Annotated in this window: 25 protein-coding genes, 1 tRNA gene and 1 pseudogene; 14 read left to right on the top strand and 13 right to left on the bottom strand. The window is 63.1% G+C overall.

Annotated features, from left to right (window positions below; all coding sequences use genetic code 11):
* Positions 1-46: 46 nt before the first annotated feature.
* On the bottom strand, positions 47-610 hold the full coding sequence (locus U5919_RS12290; RefSeq protein ID WP_336024686.1) for a hypothetical protein: 564 nt from the start codon (positions 608-610) through the stop codon (positions 47-49).
* Between the two features lie 377 nt (positions 611-987).
* On the opposite strand from U5919_RS12290, the gene U5919_RS12285 reads away from it, so the two are divergent.
* The 4 genes from U5919_RS12285 (at position 988) to U5919_RS12270 (ending at position 4,259) form a co-directional block, all read left to right on the top strand.
* Positions 988-1,854: a tyrosine-type recombinase/integrase gene (locus U5919_RS12285; RefSeq protein ID WP_336024685.1), complete on the top strand. Its 867-nt coding sequence runs from the start codon at positions 988-990 to the stop codon at positions 1,852-1,854.
* 357 nt (positions 1,855-2,211) lie between these two features.
* On the top strand, positions 2,212-2,790 hold the full coding sequence (locus tag U5919_RS12280) for a hypothetical protein (RefSeq protein ID WP_336024684.1): 579 nt from the start codon (positions 2,212-2,214) through the stop codon (positions 2,788-2,790).
* Between the two features lie 143 nt (positions 2,791-2,933).
* Positions 2,934-3,869: a PD-(D/E)XK nuclease family protein gene (locus tag U5919_RS12275; protein WP_336024683.1), complete on the top strand. Its 936-nt coding sequence runs from the start codon at positions 2,934-2,936 to the stop codon at positions 3,867-3,869.
* A gap of 144 nt (positions 3,870-4,013) precedes the next feature.
* The gene (locus U5919_RS12270; protein WP_336024682.1) at positions 4,014-4,259 is read left to right on the top strand and encodes a hypothetical protein; all 246 of its coding nucleotides are present in this window, start codon (positions 4,014-4,016) and stop codon (positions 4,257-4,259) included.
* A 93-nt stretch (positions 4,260-4,352) separates the two neighbouring features.
* Here the strand turns inward: U5919_RS12270 and U5919_RS12265 are convergent, their stop codons facing one another.
* The gene (locus U5919_RS12265) at positions 4,353-6,413 is read right to left on the bottom strand and encodes a PQQ-dependent sugar dehydrogenase (RefSeq protein ID WP_336024681.1); all 2,061 of its coding nucleotides are present in this window, start codon (positions 6,411-6,413) and stop codon (positions 4,353-4,355) included.
* 227 nt (positions 6,414-6,640) lie between these two features.
* Positions 6,641-7,425, bottom strand: a pseudogene (locus U5919_RS12260) (IS5 family transposase).
* Positions 7,426-7,667: 242 nt separating this feature from the next.
* Between U5919_RS12260 and U5919_RS12255 the strand changes: the two are divergent.
* Positions 7,668-7,964 carry a hypothetical protein gene (locus tag U5919_RS12255; RefSeq protein WP_336024680.1) on the top strand — a complete coding sequence of 99 codons (297 nt, stop codon included), beginning with the start codon at positions 7,668-7,670 and terminating at the stop codon, positions 7,962-7,964.
* Between the two features lie 254 nt (positions 7,965-8,218).
* On the opposite strand, the gene U5919_RS12250 is transcribed toward U5919_RS12255, so the two are convergent.
* The 3 genes from U5919_RS12250 to U5919_RS12240 all read right to left on the bottom strand — a co-directional run bounded on the left by U5919_RS12250 (position 8,219) and on the right by U5919_RS12240 (position 9,153).
* Positions 8,219-8,293 (bottom strand) — tRNA-Val (locus U5919_RS12250).
* Between the two features lie 84 nt (positions 8,294-8,377).
* Positions 8,378-8,911 (bottom strand): cob(I)yrinic acid a,c-diamide adenosyltransferase, encoded by a 534-nt coding sequence (locus U5919_RS12245; protein WP_336024679.1) that lies wholly within the window; start codon positions 8,909-8,911, stop codon positions 8,378-8,380.
* On the bottom strand, positions 8,908-9,153 hold the full coding sequence (locus U5919_RS12240) for a glutaredoxin family protein (RefSeq protein ID WP_336024678.1): 246 nt from the start codon (positions 9,151-9,153) through the stop codon (positions 8,908-8,910). The genes U5919_RS12245 and U5919_RS12240 overlap by 4 nt, the downstream gene beginning before the upstream one ends.
* Positions 9,154-9,278: 125 nt before the next feature.
* Between U5919_RS12240 and U5919_RS12235 the strand changes: the two genes are divergently transcribed.
* Positions 9,279-9,467, top strand: coding sequence for a zinc finger HIT domain-containing protein (locus tag U5919_RS12235; RefSeq protein ID WP_336024677.1), 189 nt, complete (start codon positions 9,279-9,281; stop codon positions 9,465-9,467).
* A 39-nt stretch (positions 9,468-9,506) separates the two neighbouring features.
* Here U5919_RS12235 and pyrF read toward each other — a convergent pair whose 3' ends face one another.
* Positions 9,507-10,313, bottom strand: coding sequence for an orotidine-5'-phosphate decarboxylase (gene pyrF / locus U5919_RS12230; RefSeq protein ID WP_336024675.1), 807 nt, complete (start codon positions 10,311-10,313; stop codon positions 9,507-9,509).
* A gap of 137 nt (positions 10,314-10,450) precedes the next feature.
* Here pyrF and hmgA point away from each other — a divergent pair, with 137 nt between their 5' ends.
* A complete protein-coding gene (gene hmgA, locus U5919_RS12225; RefSeq protein ID WP_336024674.1) occupies positions 10,451-11,710 on the top strand; it encodes a hydroxymethylglutaryl-CoA reductase (NADPH) in 1,260 nt (419 codons plus the stop codon).
* Between the two features lie 11 nt (positions 11,711-11,721).
* On the opposite strand, the gene U5919_RS12220 is transcribed toward hmgA, so the two are convergent.
* Positions 11,722-12,102 carry a hypothetical protein gene (locus tag U5919_RS12220; protein WP_336024673.1) on the bottom strand — a complete coding sequence of 127 codons (381 nt, stop codon included), beginning with the start codon at positions 12,100-12,102 and terminating at the stop codon, positions 11,722-11,724.
* Between the two features lie 6 nt (positions 12,103-12,108).
* Positions 12,109-12,648 (bottom strand): DUF5817 domain-containing protein, encoded by a 540-nt coding sequence (locus U5919_RS12215; RefSeq protein ID WP_336024671.1) that lies wholly within the window; start codon positions 12,646-12,648, stop codon positions 12,109-12,111.
* Between the two features lie 129 nt (positions 12,649-12,777).
* On the opposite strand from U5919_RS12215, the gene U5919_RS12210 reads away from it, so the two are divergent.
* A complete protein-coding gene (locus tag U5919_RS12210; protein ID WP_336024669.1) occupies positions 12,778-14,553 on the top strand; it encodes an asparagine synthetase B family protein in 1,776 nt (591 codons plus the stop codon).
* Between the two features lie 83 nt (positions 14,554-14,636).
* Entirely contained in the window at positions 14,637-15,746 is a 1,110-nt protein-coding gene (locus U5919_RS12205) for a thiamine ABC transporter substrate-binding protein (RefSeq protein ID WP_336024668.1), read from the top strand.
* Between the two features lie 11 nt (positions 15,747-15,757).
* Here U5919_RS12205 and U5919_RS12200 read toward each other — a convergent pair whose 3' ends face one another.
* From U5919_RS12200 to U5919_RS12190, 3 genes are all read right to left on the bottom strand, one after another.
* Positions 15,758-16,072 (bottom strand): thiamine-binding protein, encoded by a 315-nt coding sequence (locus U5919_RS12200; RefSeq protein ID WP_336024667.1) that lies wholly within the window; start codon positions 16,070-16,072, stop codon positions 15,758-15,760.
* Positions 16,073-16,237: 165 nt separating this feature from the next.
* Positions 16,238-17,500, bottom strand: a complete 1,263-nt coding sequence (gene icd, locus U5919_RS12195) for an isocitrate dehydrogenase (NADP(+)) (RefSeq protein WP_336024666.1) — start codon at positions 17,498-17,500, stop codon at positions 16,238-16,240.
* Between the two features lie 171 nt (positions 17,501-17,671).
* Positions 17,672-18,532 carry a hypothetical protein gene (locus U5919_RS12190; RefSeq protein ID WP_336024664.1) on the bottom strand — a complete coding sequence of 287 codons (861 nt, stop codon included), beginning with the start codon at positions 18,530-18,532 and terminating at the stop codon, positions 17,672-17,674.
* A 139-nt stretch (positions 18,533-18,671) separates the two neighbouring features.
* On the opposite strand from U5919_RS12190, the gene U5919_RS12185 reads away from it, so the two are divergent.
* Positions 18,672-19,328, top strand: coding sequence for a DsbA family oxidoreductase (locus U5919_RS12185; protein ID WP_336024663.1), 657 nt, complete (start codon positions 18,672-18,674; stop codon positions 19,326-19,328).
* Positions 19,329-19,359: 31 nt separating this feature from the next.
* Here the strand turns inward: U5919_RS12185 and U5919_RS12180 are convergent, their stop codons facing one another.
* Complete coding sequence (locus U5919_RS12180) at positions 19,360-19,815, bottom strand: winged helix-turn-helix transcriptional regulator (protein WP_336024662.1); 456 nt, start codon at positions 19,813-19,815, stop codon at positions 19,360-19,362.
* 50 nt (positions 19,816-19,865) lie between these two features.
* Here U5919_RS12180 and U5919_RS12175 point away from each other — a divergent pair, with 50 nt between their 5' ends.
* The 4 genes from U5919_RS12175 to U5919_RS12160 all read left to right on the top strand — a co-directional run bounded on the left by U5919_RS12175 (position 19,866) and on the right by U5919_RS12160 (position 23,167).
* Entirely contained in the window at positions 19,866-20,900 is a 1,035-nt protein-coding gene (locus U5919_RS12175) for a ring-cleaving dioxygenase (RefSeq protein ID WP_336024661.1), read from the top strand.
* Positions 20,897-21,547, top strand: a complete 651-nt coding sequence (locus U5919_RS12170) for an alpha/beta hydrolase (protein ID WP_336024659.1) — start codon at positions 20,897-20,899, stop codon at positions 21,545-21,547. The genes U5919_RS12175 and U5919_RS12170 overlap by 4 nt, the downstream gene beginning before the upstream one ends.
* A gap of 136 nt (positions 21,548-21,683) precedes the next feature.
* Entirely contained in the window at positions 21,684-22,574 is an 891-nt protein-coding gene (map, locus tag U5919_RS12165) for a type II methionyl aminopeptidase (RefSeq protein WP_336024657.1), read from the top strand.
* An 11-nt stretch (positions 22,575-22,585) separates the two neighbouring features.
* Entirely contained in the window at positions 22,586-23,167 is a 582-nt protein-coding gene (locus U5919_RS12160; protein WP_336025586.1) for an HIT family protein, read from the top strand.
* Positions 23,168-23,351 lie beyond the last annotated feature (184 nt).

Genomic DNA, 23,351 nt, shown 5'->3' with positions numbered 1-23,351 from the left:
CACGGTCGAATTCGCACCCCCGGAATCCGCTACTTGGAACCCGTGATCACTCTCGGCGTCCCAGAACGTCCTCAGCGGTAGTTCGGTCGGGAAACCGCTCACCGCAAGCGAGGTAGTCTACGAGGCGGTCGATCGACAGCGGCCGGTAGTCCAGCAGCTCGATCGAGAAATTGACGCGGCGCTCGTCGTGGTCGACGAACGGGAACTGAGCGGGCCAATTGTTGTGGTGGTGACCGTGGAGGAGCCACCCCGACGGGTTCGAGGGGCCGTCTGCCGGGTCGTGCACGGCGTGAAACGGGACGTCCCGGTGCGTGAACCGGAACTCCTCGACGAACCGGACGTGGGCTAACTCCGGTAGCACGGTCTCGTCGTGGTTTCCCAACAGAAAGACGATTTCGCCGTTGAGTTCCTCAAGCCAATCCAGCAGAGCGGCGGCTGACGAGCGGATGGTGAGGTCGCCACCGTACAGCACCTCATCGCCGGGATCGATGGTCGCGTTCCAGTTCTCGACGAGTGCTTCGTTCATCGCTGTGACCGAATCGAACGGCCGGTCGCAGTACTCGATGATGTTGTCGTGATCGAGATGGAGGTCGGAGATGAGAACGTCCACGATCGCTATCGTAGTTTGGCGGGCACTCAATATTTTCGGGCGATCCGGAGGTCGATGAGCCCGATGCCATAGACCTAGCTGTCGCTCGTCGTCGCGAGAAATCAGAGACGGGCCGGGGCGGATTCGACCCGCGGACGTGCTCGCTCCGCTGCGCGCGACCTCCCCGCTTCGACCCCGCGTGCCCACTTCGACGGCGCAGGCTCCTCGCCGACTCGCGGCCTTCGCCGCTCGCCCGCCGTGGTGCTTCGCGCCACGCCCCGCTCGTCGGGTTGCGCCGTCAAAAAGTGGGTCGGGGCGGACACAGAACGCTACTGTTGCGGTCTCTTCGACCCGAGTTTGGCAATGCCTCGCTCTCTCGACGGGGCTCGTGAGTGCTTATGACAGCACACCGAGATGAACTCGAACCCATCGATCCGAGAACCGCGCGCGAGCTATACCTCGACCACAAGGCGACCCACTGTAGCGAAGCAACAGTCCAGAGCCACGACTACCGGACCAGGCACATCATCAACTGGTGCGACGAGAACGACATCGACAATCTAAACGAACTCACTGGGAGGGATCTCCACCAGTTCCGACTCTGGCATATGGACCGCGGCGACATCAATCAGGTCACGCTCCGCCAGCATATGTGTACGCTGCGTGTCTTCCTCAAGTGGGCGGCTTCTATCGAGGCAGTCCCTCCAGATCTCTATGATAAGGTAATGGTTCCACAAGTCGGTCGCGGAGAGCGCCAGCGTGATGATATGCTCGACGCTGAGACGGCACAGGAGCTTCTGCAGTACCTGGAAAAGTATCACTTCGCATCTCGACGGCACATTATCATCGCCCTGCTCTGGGAGACGGGAATTAGGACCGGAGCAGCGCACTCTATCGATCTGGAGGACGTACATCTCGACGAAGGGTATATCGAGCTGGTACACCGTTCAGACAACGGGACGACACTCAAAACGGCAAAAGCGGTGAGAGACCGATTGCCATCACCAAGGACCTCGTCGAATTGCTGGATGAGTACATCGAGAATACACGGAAAGACAAAGTCGACGACGCAGGTCGAAAGCCGCTCGTCACGAGTAAGTTCGGACGCCTGTCTCGAAACTCGTTCCGCCGAATCACCTACGACACGACCGCACCTTGTTTCCAAGGAGAACCCTGTCCGGACTGCGTCGACAGTTTCGACAAGAAGTGTCCGGAGGCAGTTGGTCCTCACGCAATTCGACGAGGGAGCATCACCCACTTCCTGACGAAGGACGTCCCTGCAGAGGCCGTGAGTGATCGGATGAATGTCAGTCGAGACGTGCTTGACCAGCACTACGACAAGCGTTCAGAAGAGGTCAAACTTGAGCAGCGGAGAGGATACCTAGACAACGTCTGAATAACTCAATAATAGTGGGCCAGTTGTGAGGAGTCAGACCCTCCAGAAACACTTGAAGAAGACTCATAGCGTCTTTTTGTAAACTCCACAGAACATTCGGGAGAAGCCATAGAATAGACTACATACTTGGCAAGTTGCTTCGGTGAAGCTACCATTAGAGCGTAGTACGAATACTCCTCTACCAGTGACACACACTATATTAGGACTCAAGTCATCGACTCCAAGTATGGATTTGACCGGCGTGGTCCCGGTAGCTGTCCCGCTAGAGCCGGGGGATCCGACGCAGATTACGGTTCCTCGCGACACTCATATTATGTACTGGTGTGCGCTGCAACCCCTACCATATCCCCCCTTCGACAAAGATATGTCAGCGACTGCCCGTGAGCTTCTGGCATTCCAGCGACGACTTCTGCGCCGTAGCGAACTTACGGTTTGCATTGACGGCGAGCCAATTCCGCTTCTGGATGAGGTCCACTCAGGATACGGAATCGAATACTGGACTCTGAGAGATCCTCTGTCCAAAGGATCACATACACTCGATATTTCGATTAGTTACGAAGAATCGGCTGGAAATTCGACTGAAACGGGCAAAACGAGCCTCCCCAAGGAGACGCCACCACCCACATATACTCTCCCGACCAAAACTATGATTCCCTGGGGTAATAGCACCGAGAGCACGACCCGGTCAGAACTGATTGTGGCGGATGAACCACCGACGGAAGCAAGGAAAGAACCTGATCCGCTCTGGGAGACACGGGACGTCTATTCACCATATAAGTACGAAGAGGTGAAGCCAGCGAAATGACAAAGCAATCGCGATCCGAAGAAGAGTGTTGTACAGCATACATAGATGCTCAGACGACGCAAGTTCTGCGTGAAGTACCGATTGGGAACTGTCTCCTGAAGGATGAGAAGTCATTAATTAGAGGCTCTCAGGGTCCGCTCGCTATGAGCGCTGACGGAATTCAGTCTGCTTCTGATAGTGCTGAGGAAACACTCATTGAGTGTAAGCGCACTCCCACATTTACTGGAATCGGACAACTACTCATCTACTCGTATCTCAGGAAGCGTGACCGAGACATTGTCCGAAAGTGGTACGCCGATCGTGGTACCGACTGGGAGACGAAGAGAGAGATTAGTGGTTTCGAGTCTCACATCTTCCAGTACTCTGACGGAGATTCACTGAAGACCTATCGACCAAAACCGGAGCTCAAGTGGATCGACAAACGACTCGTCGTTTGTAACCTTGACGCCGCTGCTGCGCCTATCCTTGCGGAGTGTCACAACCTCGGCATTGATGTTGACTACCTCGAATCTGGTCGGTGGCGAACACTGTCGCCAAGTATGTTTGCGCCGAGCGCGCCTGAAGACACTTCATCCTGTGAGTCTTGGTTAGCGACAGAATCGGGTGAAACGCTCCAGAGTGAGGCTGAGGAGTCGGTTGCTCAAGACTTCTGTACGTTGCTGTCAGATGTATTCGGATTTAATGATCTCCGTACGTATCGCGAAATTCCGATCGGCTCACAGCTCTCGTCGTCGAGACCATCTGCTCGGCGAGCAGACTTACTTGTGAAGGCTGACGACCACTGGTTTGTTGTGGAAATTAAACGAGGTCCACCTGAGAGAGCGACTAGACCGTTTCTAAAGGGCCTAGGGCAGGCAGCTATCTATGCTACTCTGTTCGCTACGGAATGGAATCTATCCGAGGACAAAGTTATTCCAGTCGTCTGCCAAGATCCTGTCGCAATAATTGGTGACTTCTATCGCCGTGATCGATATGGCGAAGACAGTCGAGTGGACTATCGGGAGATGATCCAATACGCCAAAGCTGATATGAGCCAACCGATGATTATCGGCCCCGCAGCGACGTTCGGGAGTGATTGATCATTCTATTCGCCCTATTGATGACTGCGTTCGGTACGCCGATCGTTACTGAGGTGGTTTCCTTGAAGCGTTAACGAACATTTGACTGTGGTGAAACACTAGACTGCAGCGGAATACGTCGGTACACCGGTCGTTGAAGGAGGAATGACATTCCTCAAGTACGCCATCACAGGAGCTATAGAGAACAACGAACTCGTCGACGAAGCATACGAACACGTCTACAGCATCCTGCGGAAACTCCGTCACGACAGTCGCCCGATGGGATGCACGACCCGATATGCACGCACGGACATAGAAGCTACCAGGTTCGAAGTGTCGGACCCGGTGAGAACGACCTCGCCGACGAACTCGGGACGGTGTTGCGAGTGGCACGGAATGCGTCGGCGGTGAAGGAGGCGACTGAGGCTCGATGGACAGATACGCACACCCCGTAGACACCCGGTTGCTGGGAAGTCAAAACCGCAGTGGTGGGGGACTCGAGCGTCAGTCGTCTTCGTTGTTATTGCGACGCCAGAGCATCAGTCCCACGCTGCCGAGTACGGCAACCGCCGACGTGATGGCGCCGAACCCGGGCGTTTCTGTTTCGGTCCCATTCCCGCCGTCCGTACCGGTCGCTTCGTCCGTACCCTCCGTCTCGGTTTCAGTGTCCGTAGCAGTGTCCCCCTCCGTCGCCGTCTCAGTATCACCGTTTTCCTCCTCCGGGGGAACTATCTCCAGGAGCACTCCAGTGTCGCCCTCCGGAACTCCCCGCTGGTTGGCGAGAACGTACACCTCGCCGTCCGCTCCCTGACCGAACATCCGGACGAAGTAACCGAGACCGCCGCTGACCACGAGTTCCTCCATCTCCCAGAGTTCGTCCGGGGGATCGTCCATCTCTCCATCACCGAAGTCCTCGGGCGGCGTCGCCGCGAGGATGCGTCCGTCGGGTTCGTCGCGCGCGGGGTCGGTCGTCCAGGCACCGAAGACGTACTTCCCCTCGAGATCCGGGATGGCACTCGCCTCGTAGCGGTGGCCACCGATCGCCACGATTCCGACGCTCTCGTCCTGATACACGCGAGGGAACTCGGCGACCGGGTCGATGAACTCCTGCCCGGTGTACGGCGCCTCGTCCGGTTCGCTCGTCGGGCAATCCGTGATCGCGTCCGGGTCGCTCGAGCTCTCCGTGCTGAAGCAGTGCGTCCCCTCCTTGACGTTCCAACCGTAGTTGCCGCCGCGTTCGACGACGTCGATCTCCTCGAAGAGGTTCTGGCCGGCGTCAGCGACGAACAGGTTCCCTTCGCTGTCGAAGGAGACGCCGTAGGGATTGCGGAACCCGTAGGCGTAGATCTCGTCCCGGCCCTCGGTGCCGACGAACGGATTGTCCTCGGGGATCCCGTAAGGAGTGTCATTGCCCTCCGAATCGACGTCGATGCGCACGATGTCACCGAGCAGGTTCTCCGTGACATCCTGGCCGTTCCCGCCGCTGTTTCGATCGTACCAGTCCTCGACGTGACCGTACATATCGTCGTTCGCACCGCCACCGTCACCCATCGGCACGTAGAGGTAGCCGTCCGGCCCGAACGCCATCGGTCCCCCGTTGTGGTTGTACTGCGGTTTCTGGAACTCCAGGAGGACGCGCTCGGACTCCGGATCTGCCGACTGGCCGTCGTCGCTCGTCTGGAACTCCGAGACGACCTCGACGTGATCCCAGCCGTCCGGCGTCTCGTCGTTCGGCGGCACACTGTAATGGAGGAAGAACCTGCCGTTGTCCGAGAACTCCGGGTGGAAGTCTACGCCGAGCAGGCCGCGCTCGTCGTACATCGATTCGGGATTGGCGTAGGAACCGTCGAACTCGCCGAGTGTGACCATACGGTCGGACACGTCGATGAACGGTTCGTCCAGCAATCCGTCGTCGCCGACGACCCACACCTCCCCCGTCTGGTCGGCGACGAACTGGCGCCCGCTGTCGTCGCCGGGGATCGCGTAGTCCGTCGGCGCGGTCATCCCCTCCGCGACCGTCTCGACGCCGATTTCGGTCCCCTCCTCGAAGAAACCGGCGTCAGGTGGCTCTTCGGTCGAGTCCCCCTCCTGTGTCGTCTGGTCCCCGTTTCCGCCACCCACCGAAACGTCACCTACCATCGTCGTAGGATGAACTTCACAGATGTACGTGGTCATCTCTCTGCTCGCAGTGAACGACAACGTCTGTGTCGCGCCCTGTTCGCTTATCGTCTCTGTAGCCTCGATGTTCTCCCCCTCACTGTCCTGAATGGCAATGTTGTGTGGCTGTCCGTCGACGTTCTCCCACGTGATTTCGTACTCTTGGCCGGCTTCCAGTTCCAGTGTGGGGTTTTCGGTTCCAGCGATCGACTCCGGCGCACGACCAATCCACGCCGCTGTATCTCCGTCGAGTTCGATCGTCTGGGACTGCTGAACGAACAATCCCGGCATCCCGAGTGCGACACCTGCACCACCGAAGGCCGCGAGAACGCGTCGCCGAGACGCTGTCCCTCCCGCTTGCAGTCGATCCGGCTCCGATGACTTAACAGGCTCGTCTAATTCGACCATAGGACGTCAACTGCTCCAGCGTACTTTGTTATAAATCACGATAGCGAACTGAGGTCTTCAGTAAGATGTTAATACTCGGAAGCGCGTCGTTCTCCCCTCCAGGAACTGGGTGGCTGCACGTCGACGATAGGAATGTAGGGCCGTGGTGAATCGCCAGACGTAGCTTGATTTCACGAGTTCACCGTATGCTTGATGGGCTCTGGTGAATCGCCAGGTGGCGTTTGATTTCACTGGTTCACGGCGCGCTTGATGTTGTAGACCGCACACATCAGGACGATCTCACGAAATTCGCGGTACCACGCTCGGGCACGCACCGCGTGGCCGAGCGTACGCTTAATCGTCGAGAAGCCGGTCTCAGACAGTGCTCTCTGGCCATACAGAGACCCATCGATGCGCGCGATCAATGGGTCGGAACTCGCGGTGCTTGATCAGCGGTCTCACGCCTTCTTCGCGCAATTTCTCGCGTAATCGCATCCAATCGTAGCCTTTGTCAGCGGCGAGATTGCCAGCCGATCCGCGTGTCGTGGCGTTTCTCGGTCGTACAGTGAACGTCGAGCACAGCTTGTGTTTTCGTATCGACGAGCGCGGTCGTTTTCAGCGTTTGAACGCGGTAGTTCGTCCGGCGGCAGTAGTGCTTGCTGGCGGTTTCACAGTCGAAAAGCGTCGCGTCCATCGCAGCGTGATCGGCGGTGTCGTGCAGCTGCGCCGACAGGCGCAGCAGCACTCGCCAGACCTTCATCTCGAACTTATCAAACGCCTTTACCAACGTCGAGTGGTCAGAGAGATCGCCCTCTTCGAGGCCGATCTCGGCCAAAATATGCGACATCTCGCTCAGCAGATCGAGGGTATTGCGGTACGACTCATCGAGGTAAATCCGTAGACAGTGTAGCGATACAAGAGCGTAATCGGCGAAGCCGCCACCCCCTTCGGGGGCGGCGACTTCGCCTCGGCCACCAACAACATTTTTAGCTAACGTGACCGCTTTCGTTGTGAAGCGGGAGATCTTCGACATAACCACCGCGGATTTCCCGCTTCACTTCTTTTGATTTGACGACCTATCCTGCCGCAGTACAGCCATTCACCAGAGCCGAACATTTTGTAACTGAGATACTCTTGCTCGTAAGATAGAAAAATATCCAACTGAGAGGATCCGGATCTACCTTCAGAGCAAAAAGATGGATCACCCCGTAATTCTGGGAGGTGACTTCAACGCACCGTTGAAAGAGACATATGATGGCCAAATCGTTCCACACGGTGGATCAGCGTACACGAACTATCCCCTATGGCCACCCGTATTACTTCCAAGAAGAGACGGACGAGACCGTAGAGCACACGTTCGGACAGCGGTGGCGGAAAGCAGAGAAGCAACTCTTCGACCAAGACGTCGGAGAGTGGGATATGCGAGATACGTATCTGGCGTCTCCTACTGAGACATACGAGGCGAGTACAGAGGAGTATACACACATCGTTCACAACGGTAACCCGTCGAAGAAGCGATTAGATCACATCCTCGTTTCCGACCACTTCACGGCGAATAAGTGTGAGATCTGAAACGGTCATAAGGGCTCACCCAACGGGATGCGAAGCAAGGGAACGTACAGGAGCGACCACGCTCCAGTTATTGCGGAGGTTGCAATCGATAACTGACTGAGTTAGCAGGCAATGAATAACTGCTCAGCGACCGTTGTCAATCACCGTGATCGATCCGTTGGCCGCCATCTGTGATCGCGTACTGCCCTAAGTTCGCTTCGAGAGCCTCGCGTCGACGTCGAGACTTCCGTTCCTCGCGGTGCGCCGCAGAAACATGGGTCGGGGCGGATTCGAACCGCCGACCTGCTCCGTGTGAAGGAGCCGTCATAACCGGACTAGACCACCGACCCGTGCACTGAACGTTCCGCGTGGCCGGACTTAAGCGTTCTTTTTCAGGGCGTCGACGACCGCGACACTGGGACAACCGAGAACGCTCAGTACGACGGCGACTCCTCGGGGACGCCGTCGCGGGCGTTGACGAGTCGTCCGAGTACGAACAGGGCGTCCGAAAGCCGATTGAGATATCGAATCGCCTCCGCGTTCGCGGGCTCGTCGGCCGCGAAATCGACCGCCCGCCGCTCCGCCCGACGGACGACCGCGCGGGCGTGGTGCAGCGTCGCGCCCGCCTCGCTTCCGCCGGGGAGAATAAACGATGTCAGCGGATCGAGCTCCTCGTCGGCCTCGTCGATGGCGTCCTCTAACTCCTCGACGTGATCGGCGGTGACGACCGGATCGCCCTCGTCGGGATCGGGGTTCGCGAAGTCCGCCTGCACGATGTGCAGGTGGTTCTGAATCCGTTCGAGCGTCTCGTCGACATCGTCGTATCCGGTCGGGCGAGCGGTGCCGACGAGCGTGTTCGCCTCGTCGACGGAACCGTACGCCTCGATCCGCGGACTCGTCTTCGAGACGCGCGACATATCGCGCAGGTCGGTCATCCCCTCGTCGCCGCGGCCGGTGTAGATCTTCATTGGCCGGCGAGCGTGCGTTCGACGTACGTCAGGATGTTCTCGCTCTCGTTCATCGTGACGCCGCGCGCGTCGTCGACGAGAACGGGGACGGCGCGCTGGCCGCTGACGCGCTTGACCTCGTCGCGCTCGGAGTGCAGGCCGTCGACCCAGACGGTCTCGTAGTCGATATCGTGTTCCTGCAGCGCGTCGTGGACCGCAATGCAGTACGGACAGCCGTCGAGCGCGTACAGCGTGATGCTCATAGCCGTCTCTGCGGACGCCGCAGCAAAGAGGTTTGCCCGTTCGCGGGCTCGGAGGCCGTACGTCGCCACCGTGACTACGCACCTCGCCCCCGTGACTAAAGTGAACGCGCCGCGTGAGTTCTCGTATGAGCGTCACGGGGCTCTGCCAGATCTGTGAGCGTCGGGAGGCCGAGTACGCCTGCCACCGCTGCGGCGCGGCCGTCTGCTCGCTCCACTTCGAGACGGACCAAGGCGTGTGCGTCAACTGCGCGGGATCTGACGGTGCCGACGACATCTTTGTCGAAGGCGAGAGCGACGTTCCGCAGTTCCGGTAGCCCCGGCGCGGGAACCGACGCCGCGGCGTCGCTCCGGCGTTAGTCACGGTACTGGTTCAACTGCCGCTTGAGCCGACGCGCGGCGTCCCCAGCGGCCTTCGCGAACGCCTCTCCTTGGTCCTCGCCGGCGAAGATGATCCCGCGCGAGGAGTTGACGAGGCCGATGCCATCGGTGAGGCCGTACTCGACAGCGGCCTCAGCATCACCGCCCTGCGCGCCGATGCCCGGAACCAAGAACGGGAGGTCCGGGACCTGTTCGCGGATCGATTCCAACTCCTCGGGCGCGGTCGCGCCGACGACGAGACCGACGTTCCCGTGTTCGTTCCACAGGTCCGCGAGCGCGGCGACGCGCTCGTAGAGGGGTTCACCGCTTTCCAGCTCCAAGTCCTGCAGGTCCGCGCCGCCGGGATTCGAGGTCCGACAGAGGACGAAGACGCCCTTGTCTTCGCGATCCAGAAACGGCTGCAGGGAGTCCCGGCCCATATACGGGTTCACGGTGATCGCGTCGACGTCGTCGAGCAGTTTCGCGTACTGTCGCGTCGTGTTGCCGATGTCGGCGCGCTTGGCGTCGAGGAGGACGGGGACGTCCTTGCCCTCGGCGTAAGCGATCGTCTCTCGAAGCGCCCGCCAGCCCTCGGCGTCCTCGTAGAACGCCGCGTTCGGCTTGTAGCAGGCGGCGTGCTCGTGGGTCGCGTCGATTATTCGGCGGTTGAACGCCCACTGCGGGAGATCTTTGTCTAGCAGGTGCTCGGGGAGTCGCGAGCGATCGGCGTCGAGACCGACGGAGACGACGCTGTCGACCCGTTCGATCCGGTCGCCGAGTCGCTGGAAGAACGGCGCGGTCATAGTCGATGCTCCCCGCCGGGAAAGGAGTAGGTTTCCCTTCGGTGCGCGGTGTGGCCCCCGTCGGTGCGAACGGGGCGGGGCTCACGTCAGTCGCAGAAACCGGAAACCGTTAGGGTCACCCCGCGGAATGGGCCGGTATGACAGACGCCGCCGACCTCGCCGCACGCGTCCGCGAGGGCGACCTCCGGCTTCACGAACTGGACGACCACGCCGACGCCGACACCGCCGCCGAGGCCCGTCGGCTGTTCGTCGAGCGCGAGACCGGCGCGACGCTCGACGCCGTCGGCGACTACGGCTTCCCGGCCGAGCGCGCGGAATCGAACATCGAGAACATGCTCGGGACGGTCCAAGTCCCGGTCGGCGTCGCCGGTCCGGTCGACGTGAACGGCGGAGCCGCGTCCGGGACGACGTACCTCCCGCTGGCGACGACCGAGGGCGCGCTGCTCGCGAGCGTCAACCGCGGTTGCTCGGTCCTCTCGTCGGCGGGTGGCGCGAACGCTCGCGTGCTCAAGTCGGGGATGACTCGCGCGCCGGTGTTCCGCGTCGCCGACGTCGTCGAGGCGGAGGCGCTGGTCTCGTGGGTCCGCGACAACGTCGCCGAACTGATCGAGGCGGCGGAGTCGACGACGAGCCACGGCGAACTCTTAGATGTGACGCCGTACGTCGTCGGCAACTCCGTCTATCTCAGATTCCGCTACGACACGAAGGACGCGATGGGGATGAATATGGCCACCATTGCCACCGAGGCTGCCTGCGACGTCGTCGAGAGCGAGACCGGCGCGGACCTCGTCGCGCTGTCGGGGAACCTCTGTACAGATAAAAAGCCCGCCGCGATCAACGCCGTCGAGGGTCGCGGTCGCTCGGTCACCGCGGACGTGACGATTCCCCGCGAGATCGTCGAAGAGCGCCTGCACACGACGCCGGAGGCGATCGCGGAGTTGAACACCAGAAAGAACCTCGTCGGGTCGGCGAAGGCGGGCAGTCTCGGGTTCAACGCCCACGTCGCCAACGTCGTCGCCGCGATGTTCCTCGCGACCGGGCAGGACGAGGCGCAGGTCGTCGAAGGCGCGAACGCGATCACCACGGCGGAGGCGCGCGACGGCGTCTCCGAGTCGCCCGACTCGGAGGCTCGCCGGACGTCGTCCGGCGGCGACCTCTATCTCTCGGTGTCGCTGGCGTCGCTCGAAGTCGGCACCGTCGGCGGCGGGACGAAGCTCCCCACCCAAGCCGAGGGCCTCGACGTGCTGGGCGTCCGCGGCGGCGGCGACCCCGCCGGCTCGAACGCCGACGCGCTGGCGGAATACATCGCCGTCGGCACGCTGGCGGGAGAGCTGTCGCTACTGTCGGCGCTCGCCTCGCGGCACCTCTCCAGCGCGCACGCCGAGCTCGGTCGCTGAACGGCGAGAGCTTACTGTTCGAGTGGCGGCTCCGGTCCGCTCGCATCGGCCCCGAACGCGACGAGGACCAAGAGCGTCCCGACCGTCACGAGCGCGAACCCGGTGATGAGCAGCGCCGTCGTCGGGAGGCCCGCACCGCTCTCGGTGCCGCTCGCGCCCAAACCCACCGCGAGCGCGACCCACCCGACGCCCGACAGTGAGAGACCGAGACCGCGGCGTCGCTGCCCCTCCACGACCGCCGCGCCCGCGAGGAACGTGTGCCCGACGAGGAAGGCGACGCCCGCGACGACGAGTCGTCCCGAGACGGCCGCGACCGCGCCCCCGACGAAGCAGACGGCGACGAAGATGCGGACGATCCAGCCGACGATTCCGGAGCGAGTAGTGGCTGACATTGTCGATCAAAGCGGGCGGTAGACGCCGCCGGATTCGGTCACCTCGCCGCGCCGAGCGAGTTTGGTGAGGAGATCCCGCGCCTTTTCGGCCGAGACGCCGCGTTCGGCCGCGTACTCGGTGACCTCGTCCTCGGTCGGCGCGTCAAGTTCCCGCAGCGCGCCGCGGACGACGTCGATCTGACTTCCCGACCCGGTGCTCGTTCCCGCCTCGGCCCGCTCGCCCGCGGCTTCGACCGCGTCGGCGTCGAGGCCTGACCCCGTCAGGTACTCGTCGTCGTCGACGGCGGCCCCCCGTTCGTCGATCTCGCGCTCCAGCTCCGCGACGTGGGCCGTCTCCGCGAACGCCTCGCTGTTGCCGCCCTGCTTCGCGAGCAGCGCCGAGCGGGCCTGTCGAGCGGCATCTCGGCTCTCCTCCTCGACGAAGCGCCGGAGCTTCTTCGTCTGGTGCGTCCGCCCGCAACGCGGACAGGTCGCGGTCTCCGCGGCGCGGGCGTCCTTCAGGAGCCACAGGTTTTCGCAGTCGGTGCAGCCGACGACGGCGTACATACCGTCCCGTTGTTCGGGATCCGATTTGAACGTTCGGCTCGGAACTCGATCCGCGACCCTCACCGTCGTCACCCTCCCGCTCGCCGATCGACCGAAGCTTTGTTCGTCGAGTCGGTAGTCATCCGTGGTATGGCCGAAGTCCGTCTCGCCTCGGACGCGTGGACGCGGGTCGGGAACGCCACGGCCCGGGGACTGGCGTTCGACGCCGACGACCGCGCCGTCGACCCCGCCGAGGCGTTCGACGGCTGCGACTCTCCCGAAGCCGCGGCGGACGTGGCGGCCCAGCTGTCCGGCTTCTTCGCCGCCATCGTCCGCGGATCGAACGCGGATATACTCGTCTGTGACGTCGCGCGGAGTATCCCGCTCTACTTCACGACCGAGACGCCGACCGCGATCGGAGACGTGGCACTCGAACTCGAACCGGAGCGACCCGACGCGTACGACCCGACGGCGGCGAGCGAGTTCGCGCTGACTCGGTACGTCTCGTGCGGAGAGACACTCAGAGACGACGTCAAAGCGGTTCGAGCCGGCGAGATCGTGACGATTCCTCGCGGGTCGACGGCGGGGTTCGAGCGCTCGCAGTATGCGGAGTATCGGCCGATGACCGCTGCTGACCGCGGATCGACCGACAGCGAATCAATCGACCGTGAACCGACCGACTGCGAATCGACCGACCGCGAATCGTCCTACCCGGACTCGTCGACCCGTGAGGACCTGCACGACTCGTTGGCGTCGACGATGGCCCGCGTCTTCGACCGGGTCGTCCGTGTCGCCGACGGGCGTCCGGTGCTGGTGCCGCTCAGCGGGGGCTGGGATTCGCGTCTCGTCGCGGCCGAACTCGTCGCGCGGGACGTCGAGGTCGTCGGGTTCACGTTCGGCGCGCACGGACACGGTGACGTCGAAGTCAGCCGAGACATCGCCTCGGCACTCGGGATCGACTGGGAGTGGGTCGAGTACACGACCGACCGCTGGCACGACTGGTATCACTCGCCCGCGCGTCGGCGCTACCACGAGTACGCGTTCAACCTCGATTCGCTTCCCTTCCTCGCCGAGTGGCCGGCCGTCGCCGAGCTCCTCGAACGGGGCGACGTTCCGGAGGATGCGCTGGTCTGTCCGGGACACACCGTCGCCACGCCGAGCGAGCGCGTTCCTGACGCGTGGGTGACGGCCGCCGAAGAGGGAACGCGCGGGGACGCGCCGACGACAGCGGACGTCGTCGAACACATCCTCGATACCCACTACTCCCTCTGGGAGTGGAGTGACGCCGATTTCCGCGAACGGTTCGTCGACCGCATCAAGGCGGAAGCGGGGCTCACGACCGTTCGCGACGCCACGGAGGCGGTAGCGGCCTACGAACGGTGGGAGTGGGCGACGCGGATGACGACGTTCACCAACGGCGACTGCCGGCTCTACGAGTGGTTCGGTTTCGACTGGTGGCTCCCGCTCTGGGATCGAGAGTACGTCGAGTTCTGGGCGTCCGTGCCGCTCGCTCATCGGCACAAAAAGGCCCTCCAGCGGGAGTACGCTCGAAAGCGCGTCGCCGAGGTGGGAGACGACGCGGCGGCCGTCGCCGATCGGACGGACCGCGACTGGACACCGTTCGATCAGGTGCGGCGCACTTTGGAGACGCGACCCGAAGCGATTCACACAGCGCAGGGAGATCACACGGGCACAGGCTTCGAGGCGTGGCTCGGCACGCAGGCCGCCGCCGACGCGGCCATCGAATCGCGGGGGAACTATCCGCTCCGGTGGTACGGGATCTACCCCGCGGAGGCCGACGCTTGCTTCGAACCGGCGAAGAACCTCTACGCGCTGCGGACGCTCGCCGCGCTGGGGCTGCTCGCTTTCGATCCGCCCCGGTCCGACGTGTCGCTGACGGAGTCGCTTCCGTTGCCGCCTGTGTGACTGCAACGCCCCGAGACGTGACTGCGGGAATCCGAACGAGAACCTTTATTTTTCGACGGTTGATTACTTAGTAATACCACCAAATGATGAAACGGAGAACGTATCTCGCGACAGCCGTCGGCGGCGCGCTCGGTCTCGCCGGCTGCACCGGATCGGACAGTCCCGGCGAAACGTCGTCAGCGGCGTCGACGGGGACAGCAACGTCGACAGCGACCGAGCCGTCCGGAACGCTCACCGTGGCCACCTACGGCTCGTTCGTAGACGCGCCGTCGAGCAGTCCGGGGCCGTGGCTCAAAGAGGAGTTCGAGAGGCGGTATCCCAACGCGACGCTCGAATGGGTGACCCCGGAGAGTGGAATCAATCACTACATCCAGCGATTCAACGCCGACGCGGCGCTGGAGGCCGACGCCTACGTGGGACTGAAAGTACCGGAGTTGGTTCGGGTCGACCAGCAGACCGACGGGGAGCTCTTCGAGCGGCCGGATCTCGACGCCCTCTCGAACTGGGAGCACGTCACGTCGAGACAGTTCGACGAGCGAAACCGACTCCTCCCGGTGTTCACGGGCTACTGCAGTTTCGTCTACGACGGGACCGACGTCTCGGAGCCGTCGACGCTCCGCGCGCTGACGACGGATACCTACGAGGACAACGTGTTGGTTCAAAACCCCACGTCCGACAACACGGGGCTGTACTTCCTGCTGTGGACGATCAAGGAGTTCGGACCCGACGGCTATCGCGACTACTGGCGAGAGCTACTCGCGAACGGCGTATCAGTGCTGGACTCGTGGGGAAGCGTCTATCAGGCGTTCAGCGAGGACGAAGTCGACGTCATCACGTCCTACTCGAACGATCGGGTGTACGCCGAGCGGAGCGATCAGAACCTCGAAAAACATCGCGTCGCGTTCCCGAACGATAACGGCTACACGAACCTGAGCGGGATGGGGACGTTCGCGCCGTCCGACCAAGACCGACTCGCCGAGGCGTTTCTCGACTTCATGCTGAGTCCCGAAGCCCAAGGCAAGCTCGCGGAGCTCAACGTGTCGTTTCCGGTAACGGATCACGCGTCAGTCCCGTCGGTCTTCGAAGAGCACGCGAAGGAACCGCCGAATCCACAGATGTACTCCTACGAAGCGCTCGCCGACAACCTCGATGAGTGGCTGCGTGGCTGGGAGCGAACGATCGCCGAGTCCTGATCGAAGGACAGTTACTCGCGTTCGCTCGTCGCCTCTCGGCCGAGCGCCGACTCGACTGCCGATACCTTCTCGCAGGCCTCGAGCTCGTCGGTCCGGTAGTCGTCGATCTGCAGCAACGTGCTCACGCGATCGCCGGGAACCGCCCGATGGGCCGCTCCGACGGCCGCGAGGAGTTCGTCGACGTCGTCGGCCTCCACGACCGTCGACATCGGATTCGTCTCGTACGAGACGTCGTACTCCTCCAACGCATCGATGGCAGCCGCGATCTCTTCGGTGACGTCCTCCTCCGTGACGGGCGTAACTCGCAGCATTCCAAAGACGGTCATACCGAGTAGTATTACCCAGTGATTATTAGGTGTGGCTATCCCGGCTACGGCCTCACCGAGAGCCGTTAACGGACGGAAAAAACGGGACGGTAACGAGTACGTCGCGTTGATCTGACGTGCTCGTCGATATTCTCAAAAAGTCTGTTGGAGCGCTCGAAAAGCGGTCTAGGACAGCTCTTCGATGTTCTCGACGACGGCGTCGGCGAACTCCGACGTCGCCAGTTTCGTGCCGCCCTCGATCTGTCGGTGGAGGTCGTAGGTGACGTTGCCCTCCGAGATCGTCTTCTCGACGGCGTCGCGAATGAGCTGTCCGGCGTCCTTCCAGCCTATGTACTCGAACATCTCTCGACCCGAGAGGATCATCGCGGTCGGGTTGACCTTGTCCTCGCCGGCGTACTTGGGCGCGGAGCCGTGGACCGGTTCGGCCAGACAGAGGCCCTCACCGAAGTTCGCGCCCGGCGCGATGCCGAGCCCGCCGATCTGCGCGCCGGCGGCGTCGGACATATAGTCGCCGTTGAGGTTCATCGTCGCGATGACGCCGTACTCGCTGGTCCGGGTGAGCAGCTGCTGGAGCATGTTGTCGGCGATGCGGTCTTTGACGACCAGCACGTCGTCGGGGGCCTCGCCGTCGTAGTCGTCCCAGAGCTCGTCCTCGGTGATGACCGAGTCGTCGTACTCCTCTTCTGCGACCTCGTAGCCCCAGTCGCGGAACGCGCCCTCAGTGAACTTCATAATGTTGCCCTTGTGGACGAGCGTGACCGAATCGCGGTCGTTTTCGAGCGCGTAGTCGATGGCCTCGCGGACGAGGCGTTTCGTGCCGAATTCGGTGATGGGCTTGATGCCGATGCCGATAGGGCCGTCGTGCATCACGTCGTCTTGACCCATCTCGTCTTCGACGAACTCTTTGACCTGCTGGACCTCGTCGGTGCCGGCCTCCCACTCGATGCCCGCGTAGACGTCCTCGGTGTTCTCCCGGAAGGTGATCATATCCATCTCCTCGGGGTTCTTGACCGGCGAGGGGACGCCGTCGATGTGGTAGGTCGGGCGGACGTTCGCGTAGAGGTCGAGTTTCTGGCGGAGCGCGACGTTCAGCGAGCGGTAGCCCGCGCCGACGGGCGTCGTGAGCGGGCCCTTGATCGCGACACGGTGCTCGCGGATCGCGTTCACGGTGTCGTCAGGGAGGTTCTCACCGTACTTCTCGCGGGCGGACGCGCCGGCGTACATACGCATCCACGAGACAGACCGGCCCGTCGCCTCCGCGGCGGCGTCGAGGACTTTCTGCGCCGCCGGACCGACGTCGGTACCGATCCCGTCGCCGTGGATGATCGGGATGATCGGGGTGTCCGGAACGTTCAACTCTCCGGTTTCCTCGTCGGCGAGCGTGATCTTCTCCCCGGAATCGGGGACTTCGATCTGGTCGTAGCTCATAAACATCCGTCCCTTTCCGCACCGGGCGTAAATTACTGCCGTTATCGGTCCGATAGACGGCGTTGTTGCCGCAAATACTGCCCGAAACGGGGAATTACACGTTGCGTCCGGCCGACCGCGACGTGAGCGGTCTTTGGACGGGAACAATGCGCGTTACTCGGCGGCGTGTGGTCACTCGACGACGAGCCACGGCACGTCGACGAGCGGTGGAATGTGCGTCTCGATGTGGTGCTCCCAGACGCCGTCCTCGCCGAACGCCTCGCCGTGATCGGCGGTGACGACGACCGTTCCGTCGAGCGTCGGAACCAACTCCGCGATCGATTCGAGCGCGATGCGGAGGTTCTCCTCGTGGAGTTCGAAGGCGGTCTCGCGCGTCCCGTTCTGCACCAGATCGACGGGGTCGAGTTCGAGCCACAGCCCCGCCTTCTGGGCGAGCTCGCTGCCTTCGAGCGCGCTCTCGATACGCGGACGGACGCTCTCGCCGATCGAAGCGATCCGGCCGCTGCCGTCGGTCGCCGCCTTCTGACGCTCTTCTTGCTTTCGGATGCCTTTCTGGATCTGCTTGAGTTTCTGGCCCGCTCCGCGGGAGAGATACGGCGCGTGCGGCTGCATATAGTGGAGAACCGTTCGCTCGTTGCGTTCGACGATTTCCGGGTGCTCGTCGAGCGACGCTTCGAGGCTTTCGGGAGGCACGGTTCCGAGGTCGTCGTCCCAGCCGTGTTTCCAGACGTCGACGACGTCGGCGATGTGCTCGTTTGCGGTCCACTCGTAGTCGCAGCTGGCCCCCCACTTCAGCTCGTTCAGCGGGATCCCGAGATCGTTGATGAAGGGGTTGCCGGAGAAATACGCGATATCGTGGCGGTCCGTGAACGTCCGGTACGCCCACTCCGGCGTCGAAGACCCGACGCTCCGTCGCTTTTCGACGGTCCCGTCGAGATACTCGTCATAGACGTCGCAGAACACATCATATCGGCACGCATCGAGGACTAGACAGTAATCCCAATCAGATGCGAGGAAATCCTGCGCTTTCATCACCGGGCGTCGCTTCTCACTCGGAGACCGTAGGTGTACTGCTTCTCGAAGCAGTGCATCGCTCTCGGCGTTCGACGATGGGCCGCGCTCGCGCACAGACGGAACGAGTTCTTACGTGCGCGACCCGTTGGATCGACTGATGACCGACGCCACGAACGAGACGACGGAGTCGGAGACCGACCGAATCACGATCTACTCGGATTACGTCTGCCCGTTCTGCTACCTCGGGCGGGAGTCGCTCTCGACGTATCAGGCCGAGCGCGACGAAGACCTAGAAATCGACTGGCGGCCCTTCGACCTCCGCTCGGGGAAGCGAAACGCGGACGGCACGATCGATCACGGCGCCGACGACGGCAAGGACGACGCGTATTACGAGCAAGCCAAAGCGAACGTGAAGAAACTCCGAGAGAAGTACGGAGCCGACGAGATGGACGTCGAACTCGCCACCGACGTCGATTCCCTGCCCGCACAGCTCGTCTCGGTGGCGATCCGCGAGCGGTACGACTACGAGACGTGGCTCGGTTTCGACGAGGGCGTGTTCGCGGCGCTCTGGCACGACGGGCGCGACATCGGCGAGGAGGAGGTCCTCGTCGACATCGCGGAGAACGCGGGTGTCGACGCTGACGTCGTCCGCAACGCCTTAGCTGACGACGACCGCCGTGCGGCGCTACGCGAACAGTTCCGCGAGGCGCAACAGCGAAGAATCACCGGCGTTCCCACGTTCGTCTACGACGACCACGCCGCGCGCGGTGCCGTCCCGCCCGAACAGCTCGAACGGCTCGTCGAGGGCGTCTGAGTCCGGAATTGACGACGTAGCTGGAAGCGAACTACTCGGCCGGTTCGGCGTCGGTCTCCGCGTCCGAATCCGACGACCCACCGTCGGCCGCGACCGCTGCGGGGTCCTCGCCCGTCGGCGTCGCGTGCAGCCACTCGTCGGCCCACGACTCGATCTCGTCGAACACCGGGCAGAGCGAGCGCCCCTTCGGCGTCAGCGAGTAGTACGTCGCCACCGGGGCGTCCTCCTCCAGTCGGCGGTTGACGAACCCGAGCTCTTGGAGGTCGTCGAGGACGCGCGAGAGCGTCCGCGAGCTGGCGTCCGTCGAGCGCTTGAGTTCGTTGAAGCGCTTCTCCCCGTCTTGGAGGTCGTGCAGGACGATGAGTCGCCACTGCGAGCCGATCTGTTCGAGCGAGTCGATCACCGAGCACGCTTCCTCGTCGTATTTGTCGTCAGAGTTTGGGGACACGGACGTCACTTGGTGACACGTTGGTCCGGGAAGGTACATATGGTTTCGCTTCTTTAGTAGGTATCAAGGAGATACCAGAGGAGCCAATAATGAGAACAGACGGAATCCACCACATCTCGGCCGTCGCCGACGACGCAAAGGAGAACCGCCGGTTCTACACCGAGGTTCTCGGCCTGCGCCTCGTCAAGCAGACGGTCAACTTCGACGATACGACGACGTACCACCTGTACTACGGTGACGAGACCGGTTCGCCCGGAACGGCGCTCACGTTCTTCCCCTTCGAGGGCACGCGAGCGGGGCGACCCGGGCGCGGACAGGCGGTCGCGACAGCCTTCGAAGTCCCGGAAGGGAGCCTCGACTACTGGGCCGACAGACTCCGCGAGTCGGACGCGACAGTCCACGAGCGGCGGACACGCTTCGGCGCGGCCGTGCTCCCGTTCGAGGACCACGACGGACAGCCGCTCGAACTCGTCGCAACCGACGACGACTCGCCGATCGAGCCGTGGACCGGCGGCCCCGTTCCCGAGGAGTACGGCATCCGCGGCTTCTTCGGGGTCACGCTTCACTCCGCAGAGCCCGACGCGACGGCGAACGTGCTCGACGTGCTCGGCTTCCGGCGTGTCGGCTCGGAGGCCGAGCGCGACGACGGCGCAGAGCGCGTGCGATACGCCGCGGCGGGCGATCACGCCACCGTCGTCGACGTGCTCCACCGCGGGCCGCCGCGCGGTCGTCCCGGCGTCGGGACCATTCACCACGTCGCGTTCCGCGCGAGCGACGAAGAAGAGCAGTTGGAATGGCGCGACCGCCTCTCGGATGCGGGACAGTTCGTGACGCCGCAGAAGGACCGGCAGTACTTCCGGTCGATCTACTTCCGCGAGCCCGGCGGGATCCTCTTCGAGATCGCGACCGACGGCCCCGGATTCGACGTCGACGAGTCGGTCGCAGAACTCGGATCGGAGCTCAAACTCCCGTCGTGGCTAGAAGAGGAGCGCGAGCGGATCGAGTCGGCGCTGCCGTCGCTGGACGACACCGTCGACCGCGGCGGGTCCGTCGGCAACGCGAGCAGCGAGTCGGGAGAAAATGAAACTGACAAGACGACTGCCGACGGAGGGACGACCGAATGAGCCGATCTGACCCGCACGGCGACCAGCCGATCAGAACCGCGGGCGCGTCGCCGGAGGACGCCGACGCGGCCGTCGTCCTCGTTCACGGGCGCGGCGCTCGCGCGGACGGAATGCTCCAGCTCGCTCGCGAGTTCGGGCGCGAGGGCGTCCACTACGTCGCACCACAGGCACAGCGCGGCACGTGGTATCCCAACCGCTTCGTCGCGCCGATCGAGCAGAACCAGCCCCATCTCGACTCGGCACTCGCGCACGTCGGCCGCGCGGTCGAGGAGGCGCAGTCCGGCGGTCTTCCGACCGAAAAGGTGCTCCTCGTCGGCTTCTCGCAGGGCGCGTGTCTCGCCAGCGAGTTCGTCGCGCGAGAGCCGAAGCGCTACGGCGGCCTCGTGCTCCTCTCGGGTGGGCTGATCGGCGAGGAGGGAACCGAGTTCGACCACCAAGGCGATGTCGACGGGATGCCCTTCTTCGTCGGCGTCAGCGACGACGACCCACACATCCCGATGTCGCGCGCCGAGGAGACCGTGGAGGTCTTCGAGCGCCTGAACGCCGACGTGCGCTTCGACCGCTACACGGGACGCGGCCACGGCATCTTCGAGGAGGAGATCGAGTATCTGGAAGAACTGCTCGCGGCGCTCGTCGCCGACGACTGATCTCGATCGGTTCGCACGACGAGCACTTTCGATCACGCGACCGACTACTCTCGGCCGCGTGACAGCGAGCGCTCTCGGTCGCGTGACGACCGGTTGCTTCGGAACCTCTTTGGGTCGCTCATCCGTTGGGACCGGTATGAGCGACGGACCCCTCGACGACGAAACGCTGGAGAAGTACCGAGAGGCCGGGTCGGTGCTCCGAGAGGTGCTCGACGAGGCCGCCGAGAAGGTCGAACCCGGCGTCACGCAGTTGGAAGTGGCCGATTTCGCCGAGTCTCGAATCCGCGAACTCGCCGACGGCTGCGCGTTCCCCGCGAACATCAGCGTCGACGAGGAGGCCTCGCACGCCTCCCCCGGACGCGACGACGACACCGAGTTCGGCGAGGAGATGGTCTGTTTGGACTGCGGCGTCCACGTCGATGGCTACATCGCCGACGCCGCGGTAACGGTCGATCTCTCTGGCAATCCGGAACTCGTCGAAGCCGCAGAAGAGGCGCTCGACGCCGCGCTCGACGCGGTGGGGCCGGGCGTCCAGAGCGGAACAGTCGGCGCTGAGATCGAGGACGTGATCCGCGGCTACGGCTACACGCCCGTCCTGAACCTCTCAGGTCACGGCGTTTCGCAGTGGGACGCTCACACCGGGCCGACGATCCCCAACCGCGGCACCGAGCGGGGCGTCGAACTCGAAGTCGGCGACGTCGTCGCCATCGAGCCGTTCGCGACGACCGGCCGGGGGAAAGTGACCGAGGGCTCGAAAGAGGAGATCTACAGTCTCGAACGCGACCGCTCGGTCAGAGATCGGTCAGCACGGAACGTCCTCGAACAGGTGAAAGAGGAGTACAAGACGCTGCCGTTCGCGGCCCGCTGGCTCGACGACCCACGCGCGGAAATGGCCGTCAAGCGGCTGAAACAGCAGGGAATTCTCCACGGCTATCCGGTGTTAAAGGAAGACGACGGCGAGCTCGTCAGCCAAGCGGAGCACACCGTCGTCGTGACCGAGGACGGCTGTGAGATCCTGACAGCGTGAGCGAGAGAACGATGGAGCAGGTCTTCGCCCCGTGGCGGATCGAGTGGGTCGAGCGCGACCCCGAGGAGAAGAACATCGACGGCTGCCCGTTCTGCGTGCTGCCCGAGCGCGATGCGGATAGGGAAAGCCGGATCGTCGCACGCAGCGAGCACGCGTTCGTCATCCTGAACAATTACCCGTACAACCCGGGGCACGTGATGATCATCCCATATCGCCACACGGGCGAGTGGGGCGATCTCCCGAGCGAGGAACTCCTCGATCACGCGCGGCTGAAAGTCGCCGCGATCGACGCCCTCGACGCGGCGCTGAACCCCGACGGCGTGAACGCGGGCGAGAACATCGGCGGCAGCGCCGCGGGCGGGTCGATCGACGCGCACGTCCACACGCATCTGGTTCCCCGATGGGGCGGCGATACGAACTTTATGCCCGTGATCGGAGACACGAAAGTCATCGTCGAGGCCCTCGACGACACCTACGACCGCCTGCACGAGGCCTTCGCGTCGCTTCCGGCGGCGACCGACGAAGTCGAGAGTGAGCACGATATCGAGACCGACGGCCCGACGCGCGCCGTCAGACTCGATTTCGACGACTGAGCCGGCATCCGCTCCCGATTCCAATTCAGCCGAATCTTTATATACGAACACGGGGCCAGACGGCCCGTGATCTGACGACAGTCCCGCGCCGGGCAGCGGTTGTTCGGCACGTCGGCGCGGGGAAACGATAGCGACGACGGGAGGAGGGGCACGTCGTTGACGGCGGGTGCCGACTGTTCGCCAC

This window comes from Halobellus sp. LT62 (assembly GCF_037031285.1).
Lineage (GTDB): Archaea > Halobacteriota > Halobacteria > Halobacteriales > Haloferacaceae > Haloquadratum > Haloquadratum salinisoli.
The sequence above is the reverse complement of the archived record's forward strand: the minus strand, read 5'-3'. Positions and strand labels throughout refer to the sequence as shown.

What these genes read in the sequence shown, in the direction of transcription:
- U5919_RS12205 (WP_336024668.1), top strand. Translation starts at nt 14,637, where the DNA reads ATGATGAAACGGAGAACGTATCTCGCGACAGCCGTCGGCGGCGCGCTC.
- U5919_RS12270 (WP_336024682.1), top strand. Translation starts at nt 4,014, where the DNA reads ATGACATTCCTCAAGTACGCCATCACAGGAGCTATAGAGAACAACGAA.
- U5919_RS12240 (WP_336024678.1), bottom strand. Translation starts at nt 9,153, where the DNA reads ATGAGCATCACGCTGTACGCGCTCGACGGCTGTCCGTACTGCATTGCG.
- U5919_RS12185 (WP_336024663.1), top strand. Translation starts at nt 18,672, where the DNA reads ATGACCGACGCCACGAACGAGACGACGGAGTCGGAGACCGACCGAATC.
- hmgA (WP_336024674.1), top strand. Translation starts at nt 10,451, where the DNA reads ATGACAGACGCCGCCGACCTCGCCGCACGCGTCCGCGAGGGCGACCTC.
- map (WP_336024657.1), top strand. Translation starts at nt 21,684, where the DNA reads ATGAGCGACGGACCCCTCGACGACGAAACGCTGGAGAAGTACCGAGAG.
- U5919_RS12160 (WP_336025586.1), top strand. Translation starts at nt 22,586, where the DNA reads ATGGAGCAGGTCTTCGCCCCGTGGCGGATCGAGTGGGTCGAGCGCGAC.
- U5919_RS12200 (WP_336024667.1), bottom strand. Translation starts at nt 16,072, where the DNA reads ATGACCGTCTTTGGAATGCTGCGAGTTACGCCCGTCACGGAGGAGGAC.
- U5919_RS12245 (WP_336024679.1), bottom strand. Translation starts at nt 8,911, where the DNA reads ATGAAGATCTACACCGGCCGCGGCGACGAGGGGATGACCGACCTGCGC.
- U5919_RS12215 (WP_336024671.1), bottom strand. Translation starts at nt 12,648, where the DNA reads ATGTACGCCGTCGTCGGCTGCACCGACTGCGAAAACCTGTGGCTCCTG.
- U5919_RS12275 (WP_336024683.1), top strand. Translation starts at nt 2,934, where the DNA reads ATGAGCGCTGACGGAATTCAGTCTGCTTCTGATAGTGCTGAGGAAACA.
- U5919_RS12285 (WP_336024685.1), top strand. Translation starts at nt 988, where the DNA reads ATGACAGCACACCGAGATGAACTCGAACCCATCGATCCGAGAACCGCG.
- U5919_RS12175 (WP_336024661.1), top strand. Translation starts at nt 19,866, where the DNA reads ATGAGAACAGACGGAATCCACCACATCTCGGCCGTCGCCGACGACGCA.
- icd (WP_336024666.1), bottom strand. Translation starts at nt 17,500, where the DNA reads ATGAGCTACGACCAGATCGAAGTCCCCGATTCCGGGGAGAAGATCACG.
- U5919_RS12235 (WP_336024677.1), top strand. Translation starts at nt 9,279, where the DNA reads ATGAGCGTCACGGGGCTCTGCCAGATCTGTGAGCGTCGGGAGGCCGAG.
- U5919_RS12280 (WP_336024684.1), top strand. Translation starts at nt 2,212, where the DNA reads ATGGATTTGACCGGCGTGGTCCCGGTAGCTGTCCCGCTAGAGCCGGGG.
- U5919_RS12220 (WP_336024673.1), bottom strand. Translation starts at nt 12,102, where the DNA reads ATGTCAGCCACTACTCGCTCCGGAATCGTCGGCTGGATCGTCCGCATC.
- U5919_RS12180 (WP_336024662.1), bottom strand. Translation starts at nt 19,815, where the DNA reads ATGTACCTTCCCGGACCAACGTGTCACCAAGTGACGTCCGTGTCCCCA.
- U5919_RS12210 (WP_336024669.1), top strand. Translation starts at nt 12,778, where the DNA reads ATGGCCGAAGTCCGTCTCGCCTCGGACGCGTGGACGCGGGTCGGGAAC.
- U5919_RS12190 (WP_336024664.1), bottom strand. Translation starts at nt 18,532, where the DNA reads ATGAAAGCGCAGGATTTCCTCGCATCTGATTGGGATTACTGTCTAGTC.
- U5919_RS12265 (WP_336024681.1), bottom strand. Translation starts at nt 6,413, where the DNA reads ATGGTCGAATTAGACGAGCCTGTTAAGTCATCGGAGCCGGATCGACTG.
- U5919_RS12170 (WP_336024659.1), top strand. Translation starts at nt 20,897, where the DNA reads ATGAGCCGATCTGACCCGCACGGCGACCAGCCGATCAGAACCGCGGGC.
- pyrF (WP_336024675.1), bottom strand. Translation starts at nt 10,313, where the DNA reads ATGACCGCGCCGTTCTTCCAGCGACTCGGCGACCGGATCGAACGGGTC.